We start from the raw sequence: 20,653 nt of genomic DNA on the forward strand, positions 1-20,653 counted from the left end.
GGTTTTCAGGTGTCTTTGTCATGCTGCTGCACATTCCCGGCCTGTTCGAAAAAGACGAGGTGCAGCGCATTCGCGAGGCTCTGGAACAGGCCGATTGGGCCGATGGCAAGATCACCGCCGGCTACCAGTCGGCCAAGGCCAAGCACAATTTGCAGCTGCCTGAAGGGCATCCGCTGGCCAAGGAGATCGGCGCGGCGATGCTGGAACGGCTGTGGAAAAATCCGCAGTTCATGTCAGCTGCACTGCCGCACAAAGTCTTTCCTCCGTTAGTGAACTGTTACACCGCCGGTGGCAGTTTCGACTTCCATATCGACAACGCGGTGCGTCAGCCCAAAGGCAGCGTCGAACGAGTGCGCACGGATTTGTCCGCCACGCTGTTCTTCAGCGAGCCCGAGGATTACGACGGCGGCGAGCTGGAAATCCAGGACACCTTCGGCACCCAACGGGTGAAGCTGCCTGCCGGTGACATCGTGCTGTACCCCGGCACCAGCCTGCACAAGGTCAACGCGGTGACGCGCGGAACGCGACTCGCCTCGTTTTTCTGGACTCAAAGCCTGGTGCGCGAAGACAGCCAGCGCGCCCTGTTGTTCGAGATGGACGGGGCAATCCAGCAACTGGCCCGCGATGTGCCCGATCATCCATCGCTGATCCGCCTGACCGGCACTTATCACAATCTGCTGCGTCGCTGGGTCGAGGTGTAAGTGGCGGATTTTCGTTTACGCCGCGAGGAAACGCTCGACGGTGAACGCCTGCGTTCCATGCTCGACGAAAGCCCGGCACGTGCGGCCCAGGCCATCCTGATCGCTGCACGTGAGGGTGAGATCGAGGCCCAGGCCTTGCTCGGGCAGATTCTGCTGGACGGGCAGGGTATCGCGCAGGACCAGTCGCTGGCGTTACGCTGGTTCGGTATCGCCGCTCGCCAGGGGCACCTGATGGCGCGCAATATGCTCGGTCGTTGTCATGAACATGGCTGGGGTTGTGTTGCCGATGCCACGATTGCGGCACAGCATTATCGGATCGCAGCTGAAGGAGGGCTGGATTGGGCGATGTACAACTTCGCCAACCTGTTGGCCACCGGGCGCGGTGTGACCAAGGATCAGGTGCTGGCGCTGAACGGGTATCGGCGTGCGGCGGACCTCGGCCATGCGAAGTCGATGAACCTGCTGGGGCGTTATCTGGAGGAAGGCCGGTACTGTCCGGCGGACCAGGATGCCGCTTTCAACTGGTATCGACGTTCTGCTGAGGGCGGAGATTTTCGCGGGCAATTCAGCTATGCGGCTGTTCTGGCGCAGGCCGGGAAAGTCGAAGAGGCCTTGGTGTGGCTTCATCGGGCGTTGGAGGCAGGCAATCTGAGTTTCCTGCAAGTGAGCGGCCAGGCACTGCTGTGTGCTCCCCACCCTGATCTGCGGGCATTGGCCCCGCGCTTTCAACAGCGTGCCGAGCAATTGCAAAATCACGCGCAGGTGGCCTAGATACCGAGAACTGTAGCTGTCATCAAGGCGAGCGAAATGGCGTTGTGCGCGCCTTCGCTCGCGCTGATCAGGGGGTTATCTCCAAACGGAGCGAGCCCGGTTTAGCTTCTCCAGTCCTGGCGCAGGTTTTTCAAATGCTTGCTGAAGATGTTCGACTGTTCGATGAACCGTTTGACAACCGAATTGAAATCGTCCGCAGCATCATATTCATTAATCTCCAGGAATTTGTAAGCGGCGTCGACGAGGGTGCTTATCTCATTCGTATAAACCTCTCTGGGGGTTTGCACAGACTGGAATTCCACTAACTGATTTTTTTGGTCTTGCAAGGTTTTTATATCTTTATTAATACGGGCGAGGTTTTCACGGCGGCCATCAAGTCGCACCTGGATCTGGCGCCTGGCTTCAATCAGGTTGCCATATTTAATTCTGTCGCTGATTAAATTGAGGATCTTGCCAGCGACGGAAATACCAGTCTTGACGAGTTCAATTTGAGGAGCGGACAGGTTAAGGCCTGCAAGTTTTTCCGCCGTGAGAAAGAACTCTTTGATTAGCGAGAAAGTGTCCGTCGCTTCAATGAGTTTGATGGCGCTGTTCAGTTCTGATTCGTCTATTACCAGTTTCTCGATGTCGCTTTCCAGCTCTGCTACATTCGGGCTGATGTTGCTGATGGATGCTTCCAGTTCCTTGATGCGGTATTGGTTGTCGCTGAGGGTCACCGCTTTGAGGTTCACCAAATTGTTGTTCAGTATTGTTGCAAGTTTTGAGACTTCGGACGTGCCGATTTTAATCGATGAATTGATTTCTTCGTAAAAACTGTCTATGGCCTCCCGTTGCTCGGGGGAGGAGGGCTTGAGTTTCAGGTTTTCGATGGTGGTGTAAAAGCGTTGAATTTCGCTAATGGGTAATACGGTGGGTAGCAGAGTCAGGGTGCTAAGTGCTTGCTTGTCGATGGAATTCAATTCCTCCAGTAATGATGTTAATTGCTCGCCAAGTATCGGTAGGTAAACAGTGCTCAATGTACGTATTTTATAATGGAGCTCATCCCTGTTTTGCTTGATTTTTTTCATGTCGGGAGAGGGGTATTGAAATGGCAAGTCGAGAGTGTATACGGTCATGATTGTTCCGCCTTTAAAAAAGTAAGTTTCGGATTTGGCATTGGTGTGCAAGCCGGAATATCAGATAGTGCTCGTGGCATTGTTGAAGGCGGTCAGTAAATCACCTGCCTGCTTTTTTATCGCTGACCAGTTATCCATCATCGTGGTTAGCCTGGAGACAAAAGACACCAGGTACATGGCATTGGTAACGCCATCGAGTCTTTTGCTGGATGAGTCGATATAAGCCTGTATCAATTCCCAGAGGCTTTCGAGGTTCGATGAACTGCCAGCAGCACCTTCAATCCTGACATGCAGGTCCTGTAGGCTGGTTTCGAATGCCCGCAACGATGCGAGGATCGCATTGGTGGTTGCAACTTTTGTTTCGATTTCACGTCGTTCGGTTGTTAGCAGATCCAGTTCATTACGAGCCTTGTTGGCCTTGTCTCCATATATTGTAGAAGCAATGATAAAGCCAATTGCGCCACCGATGAGTCCCCACCATTTACTTTTGGAGTATTCTTCGATTTCCGCGAGTTTTCCGTTGATGCGCTGGTTGAGAATTTCAAGCCTTTCATTGAGCAGTTTTATTTCTACGTCGAAGTTGCGGCTGTTGCAAAGGGCTATTTTTAAACCCAGTGCCGGTTTCAGTGAGTTGCTGATTTTCCATTTGAATTCGGTGATCTGGGCTTTGGTGATCTGTGTGCTTGCGCTGTGCTCGGTAATAACTGCTTTAAGCTCTTCAACCAGTCCCAGTAATGCCGGAATTTTTCGTTTCTCATCTCCAGTCAATTGGATTTCCGGCAGATTGTCGATTTCCTCCGGGCTCAGGCCACCGACTTTTCCGATTCCGCTGATGTAACTGGGAAGGCTCGTCAGATAGTGAATGATGGATTGACTGCTTGAAGTGAAATTGTCGGCAAATACATGAAGATCCGAACCAACTCTCTTCATGTTTGATTCCAGTGGCGACCAGGTTTCAGCATGATTTCTCATGGATTTATACAATTTTTGCATATCGGCAGATTTAAGCCCGGCGATATTCAGTTGGTCATACTTGTGTATCTGTTCTATTTCATCAATTTCGATGGGTAGCGCCAGTCCGGCATTGACGTAGCGTCTTATTTTTCTGATGTCATCGTTTGTAACCAATAGTCCACGTTCACGCTCGACACCTTCGAGGGTGCCGGAAACGGCCCCCATGAAATCCGATGTCAGTGAGTTAAGTTCTTCGGCGGTAATGGTCTGTTCTTGAATGGCTAACATGAAAATCCCTTTTATGTTTTTTCGTCATGGAGGTCCTTGTTGTTGCCGCTGAAAAGTAATGGTAGTTGTGGTTAAAGTTAAGTCTGGAAGAATTTCAATGTGTGTCGGGTAGGGAGTGAAACTCTGAGTTTTGCTGTTTCTATTGAATAAAGTGCAGCTTTCTGATATCGAAACGTAATGTGTTGTGAAGTTGCTTTGAAATCGCTTTCAAGAGGAAATGGTAGAAATAAAAAAGGCCTGTGATTACTCACAGGCCTTTTTTGTACAGCACGCAGGATTTAAACGTAGAACGACTTCAGCGGCGGGAAGCCATTGAATTCGACGGCGCTGTAGCTGGTGGTGTACGCACCGGTCGACAGCCAGTACAGGCGATCACCTATGGCCAGGTTCAGCGGCAGGCCGTACTTGTAGTTTTCGTACATGATGTCGGCGCTGTCGCAGGTCGGGCCGGCGATGACCACTTCTTCCATCTCGCCTTTCTTCTCGGTCCAGATCGGGAACTTGATGGCTTCGTCCATGGTTTCGATCAGGCCGGAGAACTTGCCCACATCCGTGTACACCCAACGCTCGACAGCAGTACGGGATTTACGCGCGACCAGCACCACTTCGCTGACCAGGATGCCGGCGTTGGCGATCAGCGAACGGCCCGGTTCCAGGATGATTTCCGGCAGGTCGTCACCGAAGTCTTCCTTGAGGAAGCGGATGATTTCCTCGGCGTAGGTTTCCAGGCTATTGGTGCGGGTGATGTAGTTCGCCGGGAAGCCGCCGCCCATGTTGATCAGCTTCAGGTGAATGCCGTCTTCTTCCTTCAGGCGTTCGAAGATCACTTTGACCTTGGCGATGGCCGCGTCCCAGACGCTGATGTCGCGCTGCTGCGAACCCACGTGGAACGAGATGCCATAAGGCACCAGGCCCAGGTCACGGGCGAGGATCAGCAGGTCCATGGCCATGTCGGTCTGGCAGCCGAATTTGCGCGACAACGGCCAGTCGGCGGTGGTCGAGCCTTCGGTCAGGATGCGTACGTAGACTTTCGAACCCGGTGCCGCCTTGGCGATGTTGCGCAGGTCGGCTTCGGAGTCGGTGGCGAACAGGCGCACGCCCTTCTCATAGAAGTAGCGGATGTCCTTGGACTTCTTGATGGTGTTGCCGTAGCTGATGTGGTCGGCGCTGACGCCGCGATCGAGCACTTTGTCCAGCTCATAGATCGAGGCGATGTCGAAGCTCGAACCTTTCTCTTTGAGCAGGTCGATGATCTCGACGGCCGGGTTGGCCTTGACCGCGTAGTAGACCTTGGCGAATTCGAAACCGGCGCGCAGGTCGTCATAGGCCTGACTGATCATCGCGGTGTCGATCACCACGAACGGGGTTTCCTGTTTGTCGGCGAACGCCTTCATTTTCTGAAAGGTTTCACGCGCGAAATAGTCTTCGACCTGGATCGACATACCTGGGACTCCTAGTGGCAAACATTAGTAATCAATGGGTGCAAATGAACGTCCTCCGTATCCCCACTTTGGTTCGCCTACTTCCCAAGGCATGTCGCCGAAAGCAAAAAGGCCATGGGAAGTGCAGCTTTCCCTTGGCCTTGCTGTCTCGTCGTCAGTACTTGAGCCGGATGGATCGTTTCCAGCATGGACGTTCGGCGCGAACTTTAGGGCGTGAGGGGCCTGAGATCAACAAAAAATGTCGCGTTTTTGCACTCTTCTGACGTGCGTTGCGAGCATTACTCTTTGTAACCGACACAGATGACAGTCGGATGTTCCCAAGGAATTGTGAAGTGTTAAGAATACCTGCACGTTCGACGCTTTTGTGCGCCAAGTCGCTAGTAACTACGATAGCGTCAACATCGCCGACGTTGGCTGCGAAAAGGTAGGCTGAGAGGGGATTTGACTATTTCTGAGCGTGTTTTCGGATAGCTTTTACAGACGCGACTGTTGATATTTTTTTCCGGTATGCCGATTACCCAAAAATTGCACAAACCTTGTAGGAGCGAGCCTGCTCGCGATGGCATTTTCACTGCCAACATCGTCGTTGACTGATATTGCGCTATCGCGAGCAGGCTCACTCCTACAGGTTTTGCGTTTTTTACCTGGCGATATGGGTGATCAGGCGATCACTGCCTTGGCAGGCGACACGATATTGGTCTTCATCCCGCGCGATCGGCCAGAGCTCAGGTAAGCCGCAATCGACTCCTGCGTCACCTCCCCCAAAAACACCCGCTCGGCATCCATCACCGGCAACCACGCGCGATTGAACTCGTACATGCGCGACAGCAAGATGCGCAAGTGCTCGTCGTACGCTGCGGTGGCGTTGAACTCGCGTTGGTACTGCGCGCAAGTGCCGGCTTGACGGTGCAGGTCGCGACGGCGCACGTAACCCAGGGCTTTATTCTCGGCACAAGTGACCACCACGTAGCGTCGGTCATGCTCGTCCATCAACTCCAGCGCTTCGGCCACTGGGGTTTGCGGGCTGACGGAAGGCGCGTTGTCCGCCGCGTCTTCGGCTTTTACCAGCAGCAGGCGCTTGAGTGTGCTGTCCTGACCGACGAAGTTGCTGACAAACTCATCCGCCGGATGCGCGAGCAGAGTATCCGGGTGATCGATCTGCAACAGTTTGCCGGCACGGAAGATCGCGATCTTGTCGCCGAGCTTGATCGCCTCGTCGATGTCGTGGCTGACCATGATCACGGTCTTGTTCAGCGCCCGCTGCATTTCGAAGAACTCATTCTGGATCATCTCGCGGTTGATCGGGTCGACCGCGCCGAAGGGTTCGTCCATAAGCAACAGTGGCGCATCGGCGGCCAGTGCGCGAATTACGCCGATCCGCTGTTGTTGGCCACCGGACAATTCTCGTGGATAACGATGCAGGTATTGCTTGGGTTCGAGCTTGATCATGCTCATCAACTCGCGGGCGCGGTCGTGGCATTTCTGCTTGTCCCAACCGAGCAGTTTCGGTACCACGACGATGTTCTCCTCGATGGTCATGTTCGGGAACAGACCAATCTGCTGGATCACGTAGCCGATGTTGCGCCGCAGGGTCACTTCGTCGAGGCCGGTGGTGTCTTCGCCGTTGATCAGGATCTTGCCCGAGGTCGGTTTGATCAGGCGGTTGATCATTTTCAGCGTGGTGCTTTTGCCGCAACCCGATGGCCCGAGGAACACGCAGATTTCGCCTTCATTGACGGTCAGGCTCACCGAATCCACGGCTTTCACATCTTTGCCGTTGCTTTGGAAGGTCTTGCTGAGGTTTTGAAGTTCGATCATTTGAGCAGTCCTTTTGGAGTCAACGAGCGCTGTAGCACTTGCAGAATGAGGTCGGCGATGATCGCCAGCACACTGACCAGCACAGCACCGACGATCAGCATCGACATGTCGCTGCGGCTGATGGAAGCGAGGATGAGTACGCCGAGGCCTCCGGCGCCGATGGTGGCGGCGATGGTCATGACACCGATGTTCATCACCACGGCGGTGCGCACACCGGCGAGGATTACCGGTACGGCGATGGGCAGTTCGACCATGCGCAGGCGCTGGCCGAAGGTCATGCCGATACCGCGGGCGGCTTCGCGGATGCCCGGCTCGACGCTGGTCAGGGCCAGGTAGGTGTTGCGCATGATCGGCAACAGCGAGTACAGGAAAACCGCGGTAATCGCCGGCATCGGCCCCAGGCCCTGGTCGAACTTTGAGTAGAACGGCAGCAGCAGGCCGAACAGGGCAATCGACGGCACAGTCAGCAGCACGGTGGCGCTGGCCTGCAACGGCCCGGCGAGGCTCGGGAAGCGTGTCATCAGGATGCCCAGCGGCACGCCAACCACAATCGCCAGGGTCACGGCGATGCCGACCAGCATGATGTGCTGCCAGGTCAGGTGGATCACCTGCTGCCAGTCGAGATGGGAAAAGGCGTTGATAAATTCCATGACTTTTTCTCTTCCCGCCTCAATTATTAGAAAGCAAGGGGTGTTGGCGCAGGAAATCCGCGGCAACGGCTGAAGGATTTTGGTGCTCGACGTCGACCCGCGCGTTGAGTTCGCGCATGGTGTTGTCGTCGAACAGTTCAGCCAGCGGCTTGAGCTGTGCGGCCAATTGCGGATGCGCATCGAGGTAGGCCTGACGCACCACGGGCGCGGCGGTGTAGTCGGGGAAGTAGTGCTTGTCGTCTTCCAGCAGTTTCAGCTGGAAGGCGTTGAGGCGACCGTCAGTGGTGTAGACCAGACCGGCAAACACCTGGCCGTTGCGCAGGGCGGTGTAGACCAACCCTGCGTCCATCTGCCGGATGTTTTCGCGGGTCAGGTTCATGTCGTAGAGCTTGACCATGCCATCAAGACCGTCCGAACGGTTGGCGAACTCGGTATCCAGCGCCACCAGGTTGTTGGTCTCGGCTTCCTTTCGCAGCACCGTGTTCAGCTCACTGATGGTGTTGATTCGCGGGTATTGGTCGGCGACATTCTTCGGTAGGGCGAGGGCGTAGGTGTTGCTGAATTTCGACGGGGTGAGCCAGACCAGGCCTTTTTTCGCATCGAGTTCTTTCACTCGGGCGTAGGACTGTTCGCTGTCGAGTTTTTCAGTGACATGGTTGTAGGCCACCAGCGAAACGCCGGTGTATTCCCAGAGCATGTCCAACTGGCCACTTTCATGGGCGCTGCGGGCCAGATTGCTGCCCAGGCCGCCGGTCACTTGCACCTCGTAACCCTTGGTGCGCAGGTACTGCGAAGTGATTTCCGCCAGCAGGGTCTGTTCGGTGAACACCCGGGCGCCGATGCGGATCAAGGGTTTGTCAGCGGCTTGGGCAAATCCTGCGAACAGCAGGACGCAGCCTAGTAAAAAGCTTGATGTTTTCATGACGATTCCTTTGCCGAGGCTTAAGACGGGCGCAAGCCGCGTTCGAGCCAGAGGCGGCTGGCGAGTGTCACCAGGCCGTCGAGCAACAAGGCCAGCAGAGCGGTGCAGGCCGCGCCGAGGAGCAATTGCGGCTGATTGTTCAGGGCAATGCCGGGGAAGATCAGGCTGCCGAGACTGTTGGCGCCGATCAGGAACGCCAGCGGCGCCGTCCCGACATTGATCGCCAACGCCACGCGCACACCACCGATGATGATCGGCACCGCGTTGGGCAATTCGACTTTCCGCAGCACCTGGAGCGGGGTCATGCCGATGCCGACGGCGGCTTCCTTGAGCGAACCCTGAACGTTTTTCAGGCCTTCGTAGGTGTTGCGTACGATGGGCAGTAGCGAGGCGAGGAACAGGGCGAAGATGGCCGGGCCGCTGCCGATGCCGAGGATACCGAGGGCTATGGCCAGAACGGCGAGGGGCGGAACGGTGTTGCCGATGTTGAAAAACTGCATGAAGCGTTCGGCACGGCCGACCATGGACGGGCGGCTGAGGAGGATGCCGGCAGGAATGCCCACGACAAGGGCGGCCAGCATGGAAGCGAGGACGAGAATCAGATGAGCTTGCAGGTAAAACAACAAATCGTCGCGGTAGTGTTCGATCGTGTCGATGCCGATCCAGTGGATCAGCAGGGCCAGAAGGGCGATTACCAGCGCGCCTCCTATCAGCCCTTTGCCATAGTGGATAGCCACAGGCGGACTCCTTTTTTCAGTCGGCGAAAAATTTTCGTGTGGCAACGCCATGCCTGGCTGCCGAAAAATGATCGCGAGAAGCAGCTCATGCCGAGTGCGTTCCACTGTAGGAGCGAGCCTGCTCGCGATGGACGTCAACGATAACGCTGGGTATCTGAATGTACGCGTTGTCTGGACGTTTTTCGCGAGCGAGCTCGCTCCTACAGAGGGTAGGCACACGGCTATTGAGCCATGAGCACAGCCTCGTCAGGCTGAATTGCAGGTGTTTCAGGCCCCCGACGAGTGGTCGTAACGGGGGAGTGGACGTCTCCGTGCTTTAAAAGGTTCCCATCTGAAGCTGCATTTGGCCACCCCTAATGTGCTCAACGGTTCGGTTCTTCGATCAACTTGGGCTATAATCTGCGCCCTTTTTTGAATCACCTGCCAGGCGATTTCCCATGACCAAACAGGCCGCCGAAGTCGCGAAACGCCGCACTTTCGCCATTATTTCCCACCCCGATGCCGGTAAGACCACCATCACCGAGAAGCTCTTGCTGATGGGCAAGGCGATTGCGGTAGCTGGTACGGTGAAATCGCGTAAATCCGACCGCCATGCCACCTCCGACTGGATGGAAATGGAAAAGCAGCGGGGTATTTCCATTACCACGTCGGTCATGCAGTTCCCGTATCGCGAGCACATGATCAACCTGCTCGACACCCCGGGCCACGAAGACTTCTCCGAAGATACCTACCGCACCCTGACGGCGGTGGACTCGGCCTTGATGGTTCTCGACGGCGGTAAGGGTGTAGAGCCACGGACCATTGCCCTGATGGACGTCTGCCGTCTGCGTGACACGCCGATCGTCAGCTTCATCAACAAACTCGACCGTGATATCCGTGACCCGATCGAACTGCTCGACGAAATCGAAGCCGTCCTGAAGATCAAGGCTGCGCCGATCACCTGGCCGATTGGTTGCTACCGCGATTTCAAAGGCGTGTATCACCTCGCCGATGACTACATCATCGTGTACACCGCCGGTCACGGCCACGAACGCACCGAAACCAAGATCATCGAGAAGCTGGACTCCGATGAAGCCCGCGCCCACCTGGGTGACGAGTACGAGCGTTTCATCGAGCAGCTGGAACTGGTGCAGGGCGCTTGCCACGAGTTCAACCAGCAGGAATTCCTCGACGGCCAACTGACCCCGGTGTTCTTCGGTACGGCGCTGGGCAACTTCGGTGTCGACCATGTCCTCGATGCCGTGGTGGACTGGGCACCACGCCCGCTGGCACGCGTAGCCAACGAGCGCACCGTGGAGCCGGTGGAAGAGAAGTTTTCGGGCTTCATCTTCAAGATCCAGGCGAACATGGACCCGAAGCACCGCGACCGCATCGCCTTCATGCGTATCTGCTCCGGCAAATACGAGAAGGGCATGAAGATGCGCCACGTGCGCACCGGCAAGGACGTGCGCATCGGCGACGCGCTGACCTTCTTCTCCTCCGAGCGTGAGCAGCTGGAAGAAGCTTTTGCCGGCGACATCATCGGCCTGCACAACCACGGCACCATCCAGATCGGCGACACCTTCAGCGAAGGCGAAGTCCTGGGCTTCACCGGCATCCCGCACTTCGCCCCGGAACTGTTCCGTCGCGTGCGTCTGAAGGATCCGCTGAAATCCAAGCAACTGCGCCAAGGCTTGCAACAGTTGGCCGAAGAAGGCGCGACCCAGGTGTTCTTCCCTGAACGCAGCAACGACATCATCCTCGGCGCCGTCGGTGTGCTGCAGTTCGATGTGGTCGCCAGCCGTTTGAAAGAGGAATACAAGGTCGAATGCTCCTACGAGCCGATCACCGTTTATTCCGCGCGCTGGATCGAATGCAGCGACAAGAAGAAGCTTGAGGAATTCTCCAACAAGGCTGTGGAAAACCTGGCACTGGACGGCGGCGGTCACTTGACCTACCTCGCGCCTACGCGGGTCAACCTGGCACTGATGGAAGAGCGCTGGCCGGATGTTAAATTCCGTGCGACGCGTGAGCACCATTAAGCGCTGAGTTGAAACACCAGAAACCCCGTTGCGAAAGCTGCGGGGTTTTTTGTTACCTGACGCAACCCCCTGTAGGAGCGAGCCTGCTCGCGAAGAATTCAGACCCGCCGCGTTTATTCAGGCAGTATGCGTCATCATTGACGTCCATCGCGAGCAGGCTCGCTCCTACAGTAATCCGGGGTGTTCACAACATTCTCTGACTCGCCGCGGGCACTGTAGGAGCGAGCTTGCTCGCGAGGGATCCGGATTCGCCATGAATGCCTGCGTCATTGTTCACTGGGAATCAATGTCCCCTGGTGGAAAACCATCTGCCACTGCTCGCCCCGATTACGCCAGATGGAACTGCGCAGACTGTGGACTGCGCCGGGATGGCCGTGGCTGTCGACGTAACAATGATAAGTCACCAAGGCGGTCTCTTCTGACAATGGCTTGATGGCAAAATGGCTGATGCTCCGTTGGATAAACGACTCATGGGGTAACTGCTCGACCACTTCGGCCTTGCTCCAGATGCCGCCACTGGCGCTGAACTCGATAAAGTCATCCGCGAGCAGGCGTGAGATTTCTTCAGCATTTCGTCGAGTCGTGTGTGATAGGAGGCGTCGTTCAAGTTGCAGCAGTATTTGCGACAGATCCATAGCGCTTGTCCTTTCCTGAGTTATGCAGGTTCAGTGCTCCTGGCGTATCAGCCAATCCCGATCTCTTCCTTGAACTGCTCCAGAAACCCCTTCAAACGCTCATGACGAACCTGTGCCAGACGTTGCCCTGTCGCAGTCTGGAAACCGTCTGCCAAGTGCAGCAGCTTGGTCTGGAAATGGTCGATACAGAAGCGAGTGTCGTCATAGTCGCGGTCATTGGCCTGCGGGTCCTGCGGGTCGTAGAGGGCGCTGCCCATGCGCCCGGCAACGTAAAAGGTGCGGGCGACTCCGAGCATACCCAGGGAGTCGAGGCGGTCGGCGTCCTGCACGATTTTCGCTTCCAGCGAGGTCGGCGGGATGTTGGCGGAAAAGCTATGGGCTTCGATGGCGTGGGCGACGGCGGCGATTTTTGTCTCGCGCCAATCCATCTTCGCCAATACCCCTGACGCTTTGCGCGCTGCCAATTGCGATGCCTGCGAGCGCAACGGCGAGTTCTTTTCCACTGCTACACAATCATGCAGCAGCACCGCCGCCAGCAGCACCTCAAGATCGCCACCTTCCTGTGCCTGAATCAAGTGGGCGTTGTGCCAGACCCGTTGCAGGTGCGAAAGGTCGTGAGCGCCGTCTTCCGAGGGTTCCAGGACGTGGGGCAGCAGGGTGGTGGCGAGTGATTGCATCGGTGCGAAGGTGCTGCTGATCATGCTGTGTCCTTTGATTAAACGTGCCGATCGCGGGAAGTCCTGTCCTGCGTACATCCCGCGAATCCTGCGAGGAATTCTGTGGGTACACAAGCGTTCTGGACGGCGGAACACGCTTTGATCTTTTCGGCATAACCTTTATAGCAAACCAGTCTCCAAGCCAAGGGCATTTCCGCGGGTTCGACAACGTCCAATCTGGAGAACCCGACTGATCGGAACTAGATTTGACTCAGCGCCAGACAGGCACTCTACGAAAGGAAGGAATCGGCTATGAACAGGTTGTTTCGCGTTTTACTGCTGTTGAAGGTGTTGGTGATGCTTTCGCTCGGAACGTCGATGGCGTGGGCCGAGTGCACCAATCACGGTGAGCAGGCCTCGAGCGGGCAGGCGGGGTACGCGGGGTTGATGCTCGCCAAATCCGAATCGGAGCCGGGAGATCAGGGGCAGGGTGGTGCTGACAACGACGATGACTCGACCACCGACGAGCCGGACTCCGATGAAGAAGAAGGTGACAGCCAGACGTAGTCGCTGAATGGCAGGTAAAAGAAACCCCCTTCTGCCTGACTGATGCGCAATCGAGGCGGAAGGGGTTTGGTCAACGCATCAAGAATTTGAGCAACTCAATCCCTGTAGGAGCGAGCAAGCTCGCTCCTACAGTTTTTTATGCCGCGCCGTCGAGGAATTGCTCGGCGTAGTGGCAAGCCACTTGGCGGCCGTCGAGCAGGCGCAGGGCCGGCTCTTCGGTGCTGCAACGCTCGGTGGCGTACGGGCAGCGCTTATGGAAAGCGCAGCCGGACGGCGGGTTCAGCGGGTTGGGCAATTCGCCGACGATCTTGATTTTCGGCTTGTTCGGATCCGGGTGGATGGCTGGCGTCGCCGACAACAGCGCCTGGGTGTAGGGGTGCAGAGGACGAGAGTAAATGTCCTCTTTCGAGCCCATTTCCACCGGACGACCGAGGTACATCACCATCACGTGGTCGGCAACGTGGCGTACCACCGCCAGGTTGTGGGAGATGAACACATAGGCGGTGTTGAACTCCTGCTGCAAATCCATGAACAGGTTGAGCACCTGCGCCTGAATCGACACGTCCAGCGCCGAGGTCGGTTCGTCCGCTACCAGCACTTTCGGTTGCAGCATCATTGCCCGGGCCAGGGCGATCCGCTGGCGTTGACCGCCGGAGAACATGTGCGGATAACGCTGGTAGTGCTCGGGACGCAAGCCCACCTGCTTCATCATCGCCTGGACTTTCTCGCGACGTTCCGCGGCGCTGAGGTTGGTGTTGATCAATAATGGCTCTGCAAGCTGATCACCGACTTTTTGCCGTGGGTTCAACGATGCGTACGGGCTCTGGAACACCATCTGCACGTCTTTGCGCAGTTGTTTGCGCTGGGCCTTGTCGGCACCGGCGACTTCCTGTCCGGCAATTTTCAAGGAACCGGAGGACGGCTCTTCGATCAGGGTCAAGGCCCGGGCCAGGGTGGACTTGCCGCAACCCGACTCGCCTACGACAGCGAGGGTCTTGCCGGCTTCCAGTTCGAACGACACGCCGTTGAGGGCGCGCACAGTGGCGTGACCCTTGAACAGGCCTCGGGACACCTCGTAGTGACGGGTCAGGTCGCGGGCGGTAAGAACGACGGCCATTACGCCACCTCCTGGTTCAGCGGGTAGAAGCAGCGAGCGAGGCTGTTGCTTTTCTGGTCTAGTGCCGGACGTTGTTGACGGCAGTTGTCTTTCACGTAAGGGCAGCGGGGCGACAGCAGGCAACCCTGCGGACGGTCGTAGCGACCGGGAACGATGCCCGGCAGGGTCGACAGGCGCGAGGCGCCCAGGCTGTGTTCCGGAATCGCCTTGAGCAGCGCTTCGCTGTACGGGTGCGCAGGGATGTCGAACAGTTGCGGCACCTGGCCGACTTCGACCGCTTGGCCGGCGTACATCACGCACACGCGCTGGGCGGTTTCGGCCACGACGGCGAGGTCGTGGGTGATCAGCACCAGGCCCATGTTCTGCTCTTTCTGCAGCGCCAGCAGCAGGTCCATGATCTGCGCCTGAATGGTGACGTCCAGCGCCGTGGTCGGTTCGTCGGCGATCAGCAGTTTCGGTTCGCCGGCAATCGCCATGGCAATCGCGACACGCTGGCTCATACCACCGGACAGTTGATGCGGGTAGGCGTCCATACGGCTCGCGGCACCCGGGATTTCAACTTTTTCCAGCAGTTCGATGGCGCGCTTGCGCGCGGCCTTGCCGGACATTTTCAGGTGCAGGCGCAGCACTTCTTCGATCTGGAAGCCGACGGTGTAGCTCGGGTTCAGCGCGGTCATCGGATCCTGGAAGACCATGGACAGGTCTTTACCGACGATCTGTCGACGCTGGCGATTGTTGAGCTTGAGCATGTTCTTGCCGTCGAAATTCAGGGCGTCGGCGGTGACGATCCCCGGATGCTCGATCAGGCCCATCAGCGCCATCATGGTCACGGACTTGCCGGAACCCGATTCGCCAACGATGGCCAGCACTTCGCCCTTGTCCACTTGCAGGTCGAGGCCATCGACTACTGGCGTGGCGTTTTTGTCGCCGAAGCGAACGTTGAGATTCTTGATTTCTAACAGTGACATGGGAATCTCCTCAGGCGGCGTTCTTGAGTTTCGGGTCCAGCGCATCGCGCAGGCCGTCGCCCATCAGGTTGATTGCCAGCACGCTGAGCAAAATGGTCAAACCAGGCAGGCTCACCACCCACCAGGCGCGTTCGATGTAGTCGCGGGCCGAAGCCAGCATGGTGCCCCACTCAGGGGTTGGCGGTTGTACGCCAAGGCCGAGGAAGCCCAGTGCGGCGGCATCGAGGATCGCCGAGGAGAAACTCAGGGTGGCCTGAACGATCAGCGGCGCCATGCAGTTAGGCAGCACGGTAACGAACATCAGGCGCGGCAGGCCGGCACCGGCCAGGCGCGCGGCGGTCACGTAGTCGCGGTTCAGCTCGCCCATCACCGCGGCGCGAGTCAGACGAACATAGGACGGCAACGAAACCACGGCGATGGCAATGATGGTGTTGATCAGGCCAGGGCCGAGGATGGCGACAATCGCCACGGCCAGCAGCAGGGATGGCAGGGCCAGCATGATGTCCATCAGACGCATGATGGTCGGGCCGAGAATCCGCTGGTAGAACCCGGCGAACAGGCCCAGCAGGATGCCCGGAATCAGCGACATCACCACCGACGACAAGCCGATCAGCAATGACAGGCGCGAACCATTGATCAGACGCGACAGCAGGTCGCGGCCCAGTTCGTCGGTGCCGAGCAGGAATTGCAGTTGCCCACCTTCCAGCCAGGCCGGCGGGGTCAGCAGGAAATCGCGGTACTGCTCGCTCGGGTCGTGAGGGGCAACCCACGGGGCGAAGATCGCGCAGAAAATCACCAGCAGCATGAACATCAGGCCGGCGACGGCACCTTTGTTCTTGGAGAACGCTTGCCAGAATTCTTTGTACGGAGACGGGTACAGCAGGCTTTGATCGACTGCTACCGATGGAATTGGAGTGGTCATGGTCATGATCTCAGCGCTGGTGACGGATGCGTGGGTTGGCAAAGCCGTAGAGGATGTCCACTACGAAGTTGACCACAATCACCAGGCAGGCGATTAACAGGATGCCGTTTTGCACGACGGGGTAATCCCGGGCGCCAATGGCTTCGATCAGCCATTTGCCGATGCCCGGCCACGAGAAGATGGTTTCGGTCAGGACCGCACCGGCCAGCAATGTGCCGACTTGCAGGCCAACCACGGTCAGTACCGGAATCAACGCGTTACGCAGACCGTGCACGAACACCACGCGCGACGGCGACAGGCCTTTGGCCTTGGCGGTGCGAATGTAGTCTTCACGCAACACTTCGAGCATCGACGAACGGGTCATCCGCGCGATCACCGCCAGCGGGATGGTACCCAGCACGATGGCCGGCAGGATCAGGTGGTGCAGGGCATCGAAGAACGCACTGACGTCATTGGCCAGCAGCGTATCGATCAGCATGAAGCCGGTGCGTGGCTCGATGTCGTAGAGCAGATCGATCCGCCCGGACACTGGGGTCCAGCCCAGCGACACCGAGAAGAACATGATCAGGATCAGGCCCCACCAGAAGATCGGCATCGAATATCCCGCCAGGGAGATGCCCATCACCCCATGGTCGAACAGGGATCCTCGCTTGAGTGCCGCGATCACTCCGGCCAAGAGTCCCAGGACACCGGCGAACAACAGCGCGGCCGAGGACAGTTCCAGGGTCGCGGGGAACAGAGAGGTGAATTCGGTCCAGACGCTTTCACGGGTACGCAGGGATTCACCGAGATCGCCGTGGGCCAGTTTGCCGATGTAATCCAGGTATTGGGCATACAGGGGTTTGTTCAGACCTAGGCGTTCCATTGCCTGAGCGTGCATTTCGGGATCGACCCTACGTTCTCCCATCATGACTTCCACGGGGTCGCCCGGGATCATGCGAATCAACGCGAAAGTCAGCAAGGTGATACCGAAGAACGTGGGGATCAGTAACCCCAGTCGGCGGGCAATAAAACTAAACATCGTGTGTTGTACCTCATCAGCCGGTTAGGCGTGCCCGGCATGCCTGGGTCAGGCATGCCGGGAGTTTTCTTATTACTTCACCTGGGTGGTGGCGAAGTTATTCGTGGTGAGGGGGCTAATGTGATAGCCCTCTACGTTGTTGCGCATTGCGGTAAACATTCTAGTGTGCGCCAAGCTGATCCACGGCTGGTCCTGGTTAAAAATGACCTGGGCCTGCTCGTACAGGGCTGCACGCTCGGCCGGGTCGGTCTTTTCCCGGGCCTGATCGATCAGGGCCTGGAACTTGTCATTGCACCAGCGTGCGTAGTTTTCGCCGTTCTTGGCCGCATCACAACTGAGCATAGGCGTCAGGAAGTTATCCGGGTCGCCGTTATCGCCCGCCCATCCGGCGGAAACCATGTCGTGCTCGCCGTTTTTCGCGCGTTTGAGCATTTCGCCCCATTCCATCACGCGAATGTCGATCTTGATCCCGACCTTGGCCAGGTCGGCCTGCATCATCTGCGCACCGAGCATCGGGTTCGGGTTGGTTGCACCGCCTCCGTTGCGGGTGAACAGGGTGAAGGTGGTGCCTTCCGGTACGCCGGCTTCCTTGAGCAGGGCGCGGGCCTTGTCCAGGTCACGGGCCGGGTTCTTCAGTGTGTGGTTGTAGCCCAGCAGGGTGTCCGGGAACGGGTTGACTGCGGCTGTTGCATTGTCCTTGCCGAACAGCGCGTTGACAGCCGCTTCCTTGTCGAAGGCGATGTCGATGGCTTTACGCACCCGTACATCGCTCAGGTACTTATGCGTGGTGTTGATGGCGATGTACGCGACGGTCATCGCATTCAGCTCATCGACTTTCAGCTTGTCGTCTTTCTTGATGCTCGGAATGTCATCCGGTTTTGGATACAGCGCGACCTGGCACTCGTTTGCCTTTAGCTTCTGCAGGCGCACGTTGTTGTCGGTGGCGATGGCCAGGATCAGCGCATCAGCCGGAGGCTTGCCGCGGAAGTAGTCCGGGTTGGCCTTGAAGCGTACCTGGGCGTCCTTGTTGTAACGCTGGAAGACGAACGGGCCGGTGCCGACCGGCTTGTTGTTCAGGTCACCGCTCTTGTTCGCCTTGAGCAACTGGTCGGCATACTCGGCGGAATAGATCGAGGAGAACGCCATGGCGATGTCGGCCAGGAACGGTGCTTCAGGACGGGTCAGGGTGAACTTGACCGTGTTGTCGTCGACTTTCTCGACGCTCTTGAGCAGCTCCTTGAAGCCCATGCTTTCAAAGTACGGGAAGCCCACGCTCGACAGTTTGTGCCACGGATGATTCGGGTCCAGCTGGCGCTGGAAGCTCCAGACCACGTCGTCGGCATTCATGTCGCGGGTCGGCTTGAAGTAGTCGGTGGTGTGGAACTTGACGCCTTTACGTAGATGGAACGTGTAGCTCAGGCCGTCTTCGCTGATATCCCAGGATTCGGCCAGCGCCGGAATCACTTCGGTGGTACCGGGCTTGAAGTCTGCCAGGCGATTGAAGATGGTTTCGGCCACCGCATCGGCTGTGACTGCAGTCGTGTACTGGACCATGTCGAAGCCTTCGGGGCTGTTTTCGGTACAAACCACCAGGGGTTTGGCCGAGACACCGACAGCGACACTGAGCAACGCAGCCGCGATGGCCGCACGTAGGGGAAGCATTTTCATCAAGAACCCTCTGCAATCAGTTAAAGGACAAAAGCCCAACGGCCGACTCGTCAATGAATCAGCCGTTCGGCAGCGGCATTACAGGATGTTGAACGGAACCGTGGTCACGAGACGGAACTCGTTGATGCTGCCGTCAGCCTGGTTTTCGCTGGCACGGTGAGCGGTGTAGGTGCCGCGGATCGTGGTGGCCTTGAGCGGGCCGCTCTGCACGGCGTAAGTCGCGCCGATGCCGTATTCATAGTGGTGTTCGCCATCCTGGGACTGGATGCCGTCGTAACCCTTGCCGGCCACGCCGCCGTTGCCGGTGTAGTGAGTACCGTCGATACCCCAGCCGCGAGCCTGGTAGATGTTGAACTTCAGGCCCGGTACGCCGTATTCGGCCATGTTCAGGCCGTAGGCAACCTGGAACGATTTTTCGTTCGGGCCGTTGAAGTCCGACAGCAGGGAGTTGGCCAGGTAGATGCCGTTGGTTTCGTGCAGGTAGTCGAAGTACTCGTTACCGTTCACTTCCTGGTACGAGAAGGTCAGGGTGTGGGCCTGGTGGGTCAGGCCGAACGACAGCGAGTAGGTGTCGTTGTCGATATCGCCGATCAGGGCCTTTCCGGTTTCCTTGGTTTTGTAGTAGTTCAGGCCGGTGGTCAGGCTCAGTACCTGGCTGTCGCCCAGTACGTGAGAGGCGCCGAAGTAGTACTGGTTCCAGATGTCTTCAGCCTGGGTCGCCCAGAGGCTGGTGGTCAGGCTGGCGAGCGGGTTGTAGGTGATACCGCCGGTGTAGATGTGGTCGGTTTCGACGATGCCGTTGGCGTATTCGGTGCGGAATTTGCGCAGGCTTTCTTCGGTACGCGGTGAGTTGCGGTCGAAGGTGGCCAGGTCGAAGGCCAGGTTGTTCAGTTCTTCGCTGTGGATGGCCACGCCCTGGAAGCTCGAAGGCAGTGCACGGTTCCCGATCACGTCGACCATCGGGCTGCTGAAGTTCATGCGGCCGGCAGTCAGGGTGCTGTTGGAGACACGGGCCTTGACGTTGGCCAGGCCCAGCTTGCTCCACTGTCCTTGAGCGTCGCCGCCTTCCTTGGTCAGGGTGCGGTTGTTGCCCGCGCCTGGACGAGAGCCCGGTGCGCCACCGTTGTTGGACGCCAGGTCTTTGCGGTCCCGGTCCAGGGCAACGGCGTTGTAGGCGGCGACTTCAGTGCTGAAACCGACAGTGCCTTCAGTGAAGCCCGAGTTGTACTTGAGGATGGTGCCCTGGACCCAGTTGATCCGGCGATCGGTCGGGGTCGAAACGCCGTCTTTCTTGTAGGCGAACTTGGCGCCACGTTGCAATTGCTCGTTGGCGTACCAGTTACGCGTGGTGCCGGTGATCGACTGGCCTTCGACAAAGCCGGTGGCTTCGCTTTGGGCGCTTTTCTCGTTCACGGTAACCGGGGTGAAAGCCTGGCTTTGGGTTTCTGCGTAAGCCGTGGCGGTTACGCTGCTTATGGCCAAGGCCAATAACGCGGTGCTGCTCAGTTTCATGGGTAAAGCTCCTTACTTTCTTTTTTTATGCCGGTCTTTTTTTGTGATCCGGCTATTGGTTTAGAACTCATTCACGGCATCGCAAACGTTTGCTGCCAGCCAAATTGGCAAAAGACGGCAAAGCGTCTGCGTGAGGGCGGAAAATCCGCCCCCCGGCATTTCTGGCTA

Annotated in this window: 19 protein-coding genes; 4 read left to right on the forward strand and 15 right to left on the reverse strand. The window is 57.6% G+C overall.

The window, feature by feature from the left end:
* Positions 1-20: 20 nt before the first annotated feature.
* Both AC1D19_RS10885 and AC1D19_RS10890 read left to right on the forward strand, forming a co-directional pair.
* Positions 21-701 (forward strand): Fe2+-dependent dioxygenase, encoded by a 681-nt coding sequence (locus AC1D19_RS10885; protein WP_477763197.1) that lies wholly within the window; start codon positions 21-23, stop codon positions 699-701.
* Complete coding sequence (locus AC1D19_RS10890; RefSeq protein ID WP_477763198.1) at positions 702-1,472, forward strand: tetratricopeptide repeat protein; 771 nt, start codon at positions 702-704, stop codon at positions 1,470-1,472. It begins immediately after the preceding gene.
* Positions 1,473-1,573: 101 nt separating this feature from the next.
* Here the strand turns inward: AC1D19_RS10890 and AC1D19_RS10895 are convergent, their stop codons facing one another.
* The 7 genes from AC1D19_RS10895 to AC1D19_RS10925 form a co-directional block, all read right to left on the reverse strand.
* Positions 1,574-2,587: an alpha-xenorhabdolysin family binary toxin subunit B gene (locus AC1D19_RS10895; RefSeq protein WP_477763199.1), complete on the reverse strand. Its 1,014-nt coding sequence runs from the start codon at positions 2,585-2,587 to the stop codon at positions 1,574-1,576.
* 60 nt (positions 2,588-2,647) lie between these two features.
* Positions 2,648-3,829, reverse strand: a complete 1,182-nt coding sequence (locus AC1D19_RS10900) for an alpha-xenorhabdolysin family binary toxin subunit A (RefSeq protein ID WP_477763200.1) — start codon at positions 3,827-3,829, stop codon at positions 2,648-2,650.
* A 278-nt stretch (positions 3,830-4,107) separates the two neighbouring features.
* Positions 4,108-5,271, reverse strand: a complete 1,164-nt coding sequence (locus AC1D19_RS10905; RefSeq protein WP_110657157.1) for a type III PLP-dependent enzyme — start codon at positions 5,269-5,271, stop codon at positions 4,108-4,110.
* Between the two features lie 660 nt (positions 5,272-5,931).
* Positions 5,932-7,089, reverse strand: a complete 1,158-nt coding sequence (locus AC1D19_RS10910; RefSeq protein WP_477755290.1) for an osmoprotectant ABC transporter ATP-binding protein OsmV — start codon at positions 7,087-7,089, stop codon at positions 5,932-5,934.
* Positions 7,086-7,739 (reverse strand): ABC transporter permease, encoded by a 654-nt coding sequence (locus AC1D19_RS10915; protein WP_477755289.1) that lies wholly within the window; start codon positions 7,737-7,739, stop codon positions 7,086-7,088. Before AC1D19_RS10915 ends, AC1D19_RS10910 begins: the two co-directional genes overlap by 4 nt.
* A gap of 19 nt (positions 7,740-7,758) precedes the next feature.
* A complete protein-coding gene (locus AC1D19_RS10920) occupies positions 7,759-8,661 on the reverse strand; it encodes a glycine betaine ABC transporter substrate-binding protein (RefSeq protein WP_477763201.1) in 903 nt (300 codons plus the stop codon).
* 20 nt (positions 8,662-8,681) lie between these two features.
* Positions 8,682-9,398, reverse strand: a complete 717-nt coding sequence (locus tag AC1D19_RS10925) for an ABC transporter permease (RefSeq protein WP_477755287.1) — start codon at positions 9,396-9,398, stop codon at positions 8,682-8,684.
* A 437-nt stretch (positions 9,399-9,835) separates the two neighbouring features.
* Here AC1D19_RS10925 and AC1D19_RS10930 point away from each other — a divergent pair, with 437 nt between their 5' ends.
* Positions 9,836-11,419: a peptide chain release factor 3 gene (locus AC1D19_RS10930; RefSeq protein ID WP_060541686.1), complete on the forward strand. Its 1,584-nt coding sequence runs from the start codon at positions 9,836-9,838 to the stop codon at positions 11,417-11,419.
* Positions 11,420-11,685: 266 nt separating this feature from the next.
* On the opposite strand, the gene AC1D19_RS10935 is transcribed toward AC1D19_RS10930, so the two are convergent.
* Together AC1D19_RS10935 and AC1D19_RS10940 are read right to left on the reverse strand one after the other, a co-directional pair.
* A complete protein-coding gene (locus AC1D19_RS10935) occupies positions 11,686-12,054 on the reverse strand; it encodes a nuclear transport factor 2 family protein (RefSeq protein WP_477763202.1) in 369 nt (122 codons plus the stop codon).
* Positions 12,055-12,101: 47 nt separating this feature from the next.
* The gene (locus AC1D19_RS10940) at positions 12,102-12,755 is read right to left on the reverse strand and encodes an HD domain-containing protein (protein ID WP_477763203.1); all 654 of its coding nucleotides are present in this window, start codon (positions 12,753-12,755) and stop codon (positions 12,102-12,104) included.
* Positions 12,756-13,022: 267 nt separating this feature from the next.
* On the opposite strand from AC1D19_RS10940, the gene AC1D19_RS10945 reads away from it, so the two are divergent.
* Positions 13,023-13,277 (forward strand): hypothetical protein, encoded by a 255-nt coding sequence (locus AC1D19_RS10945; RefSeq protein ID WP_223454129.1) that lies wholly within the window; start codon positions 13,023-13,025, stop codon positions 13,275-13,277.
* Between the two features lie 136 nt (positions 13,278-13,413).
* Here AC1D19_RS10945 and AC1D19_RS10950 read toward each other — a convergent pair whose 3' ends face one another.
* The 6 genes from AC1D19_RS10950 to AC1D19_RS10975 form a co-directional block, all read right to left on the reverse strand.
* Positions 13,414-14,394, reverse strand: coding sequence for a peptide ABC transporter ATP-binding protein (locus AC1D19_RS10950; protein ID WP_477753386.1), 981 nt, complete (start codon positions 14,392-14,394; stop codon positions 13,414-13,416).
* Positions 14,394-15,362: an ABC transporter ATP-binding protein gene (locus AC1D19_RS10955; protein WP_057716450.1), complete on the reverse strand. Its 969-nt coding sequence runs from the start codon at positions 15,360-15,362 to the stop codon at positions 14,394-14,396. Before AC1D19_RS10955 ends, AC1D19_RS10950 begins: the two co-directional genes overlap by 1 nt.
* 10 nt (positions 15,363-15,372) lie before the next feature.
* Complete coding sequence (locus AC1D19_RS10960) at positions 15,373-16,284, reverse strand: ABC transporter permease subunit (protein WP_477763204.1); 912 nt, start codon at positions 16,282-16,284, stop codon at positions 15,373-15,375.
* 10 nt (positions 16,285-16,294) lie between these two features.
* Positions 16,295-17,305 (reverse strand): ABC transporter permease subunit, encoded by a 1,011-nt coding sequence (locus AC1D19_RS10965; RefSeq protein WP_477763205.1) that lies wholly within the window; start codon positions 17,303-17,305, stop codon positions 16,295-16,297.
* A 72-nt stretch (positions 17,306-17,377) separates the two neighbouring features.
* A complete protein-coding gene (locus AC1D19_RS10970) occupies positions 17,378-18,973 on the reverse strand; it encodes an ABC transporter substrate-binding protein (RefSeq protein ID WP_477763206.1) in 1,596 nt (531 codons plus the stop codon).
* 78 nt (positions 18,974-19,051) lie between these two features.
* On the reverse strand, positions 19,052-20,485 hold the full coding sequence (locus AC1D19_RS10975; protein ID WP_477753391.1) for an OprD family porin: 1,434 nt from the start codon (positions 20,483-20,485) through the stop codon (positions 19,052-19,054).
* Between the last annotated feature and the right edge of the window lie 168 nt (positions 20,486-20,653).

It is taken from the genome of Pseudomonas sp. P1_C12, from assembly GCF_056406435.1.

Coding starts and splice junctions, on each gene's coding strand:
- AC1D19_RS10930 (WP_060541686.1), top strand. CDS start 9,836: ATGACCAAACAGGCCGCCGAAGTCGCGAAACGCCGCACTTTCGCCATT.
- AC1D19_RS10915 (WP_477755289.1), bottom strand. CDS start 7,739: ATGGAATTTATCAACGCCTTTTCCCATCTCGACTGGCAGCAGGTGATC.
- AC1D19_RS10965 (WP_477763205.1), bottom strand. CDS start 17,305: ATGTTTAGTTTTATTGCCCGCCGACTGGGGTTACTGATCCCCACGTTC.
- AC1D19_RS10975 (WP_477753391.1), bottom strand. CDS start 20,485: ATGAAACTGAGCAGCACCGCGTTATTGGCCTTGGCCATAAGCAGCGTA.
- AC1D19_RS10950 (WP_477753386.1), bottom strand. CDS start 14,394: ATGGCCGTCGTTCTTACCGCCCGCGACCTGACCCGTCACTACGAGGTG.
- AC1D19_RS10960 (WP_477763204.1), bottom strand. CDS start 16,284: ATGACCACTCCAATTCCATCGGTAGCAGTCGATCAAAGCCTGCTGTAC.
- AC1D19_RS10885 (WP_477763197.1), top strand. CDS start 21: ATGCTGCTGCACATTCCCGGCCTGTTCGAAAAAGACGAGGTGCAGCGC.
- AC1D19_RS10910 (WP_477755290.1), bottom strand. CDS start 7,089: ATGATCGAACTTCAAAACCTCAGCAAGACCTTCCAAAGCAACGGCAAA.
- AC1D19_RS10905 (WP_110657157.1), bottom strand. CDS start 5,271: ATGTCGATCCAGGTCGAAGACTATTTCGCGCGTGAAACCTTTCAGAAA.
- AC1D19_RS10970 (WP_477763206.1), bottom strand. CDS start 18,973: ATGAAAATGCTTCCCCTACGTGCGGCCATCGCGGCTGCGTTGCTCAGT.
- AC1D19_RS10935 (WP_477763202.1), bottom strand. CDS start 12,054: ATGGATCTGTCGCAAATACTGCTGCAACTTGAACGACGCCTCCTATCA.
- AC1D19_RS10920 (WP_477763201.1), bottom strand. CDS start 8,661: ATGAAAACATCAAGCTTTTTACTAGGCTGCGTCCTGCTGTTCGCAGGA.
- AC1D19_RS10945 (WP_223454129.1), top strand. CDS start 13,023: ATGAACAGGTTGTTTCGCGTTTTACTGCTGTTGAAGGTGTTGGTGATG.
- AC1D19_RS10955 (WP_057716450.1), bottom strand. CDS start 15,362: ATGTCACTGTTAGAAATCAAGAATCTCAACGTTCGCTTCGGCGACAAA.
- AC1D19_RS10900 (WP_477763200.1), bottom strand. CDS start 3,829: ATGTTAGCCATTCAAGAACAGACCATTACCGCCGAAGAACTTAACTCA.
- AC1D19_RS10895 (WP_477763199.1), bottom strand. CDS start 2,587: ATGACCGTATACACTCTCGACTTGCCATTTCAATACCCCTCTCCCGAC.
- AC1D19_RS10940 (WP_477763203.1), bottom strand. CDS start 12,755: ATGATCAGCAGCACCTTCGCACCGATGCAATCACTCGCCACCACCCTG.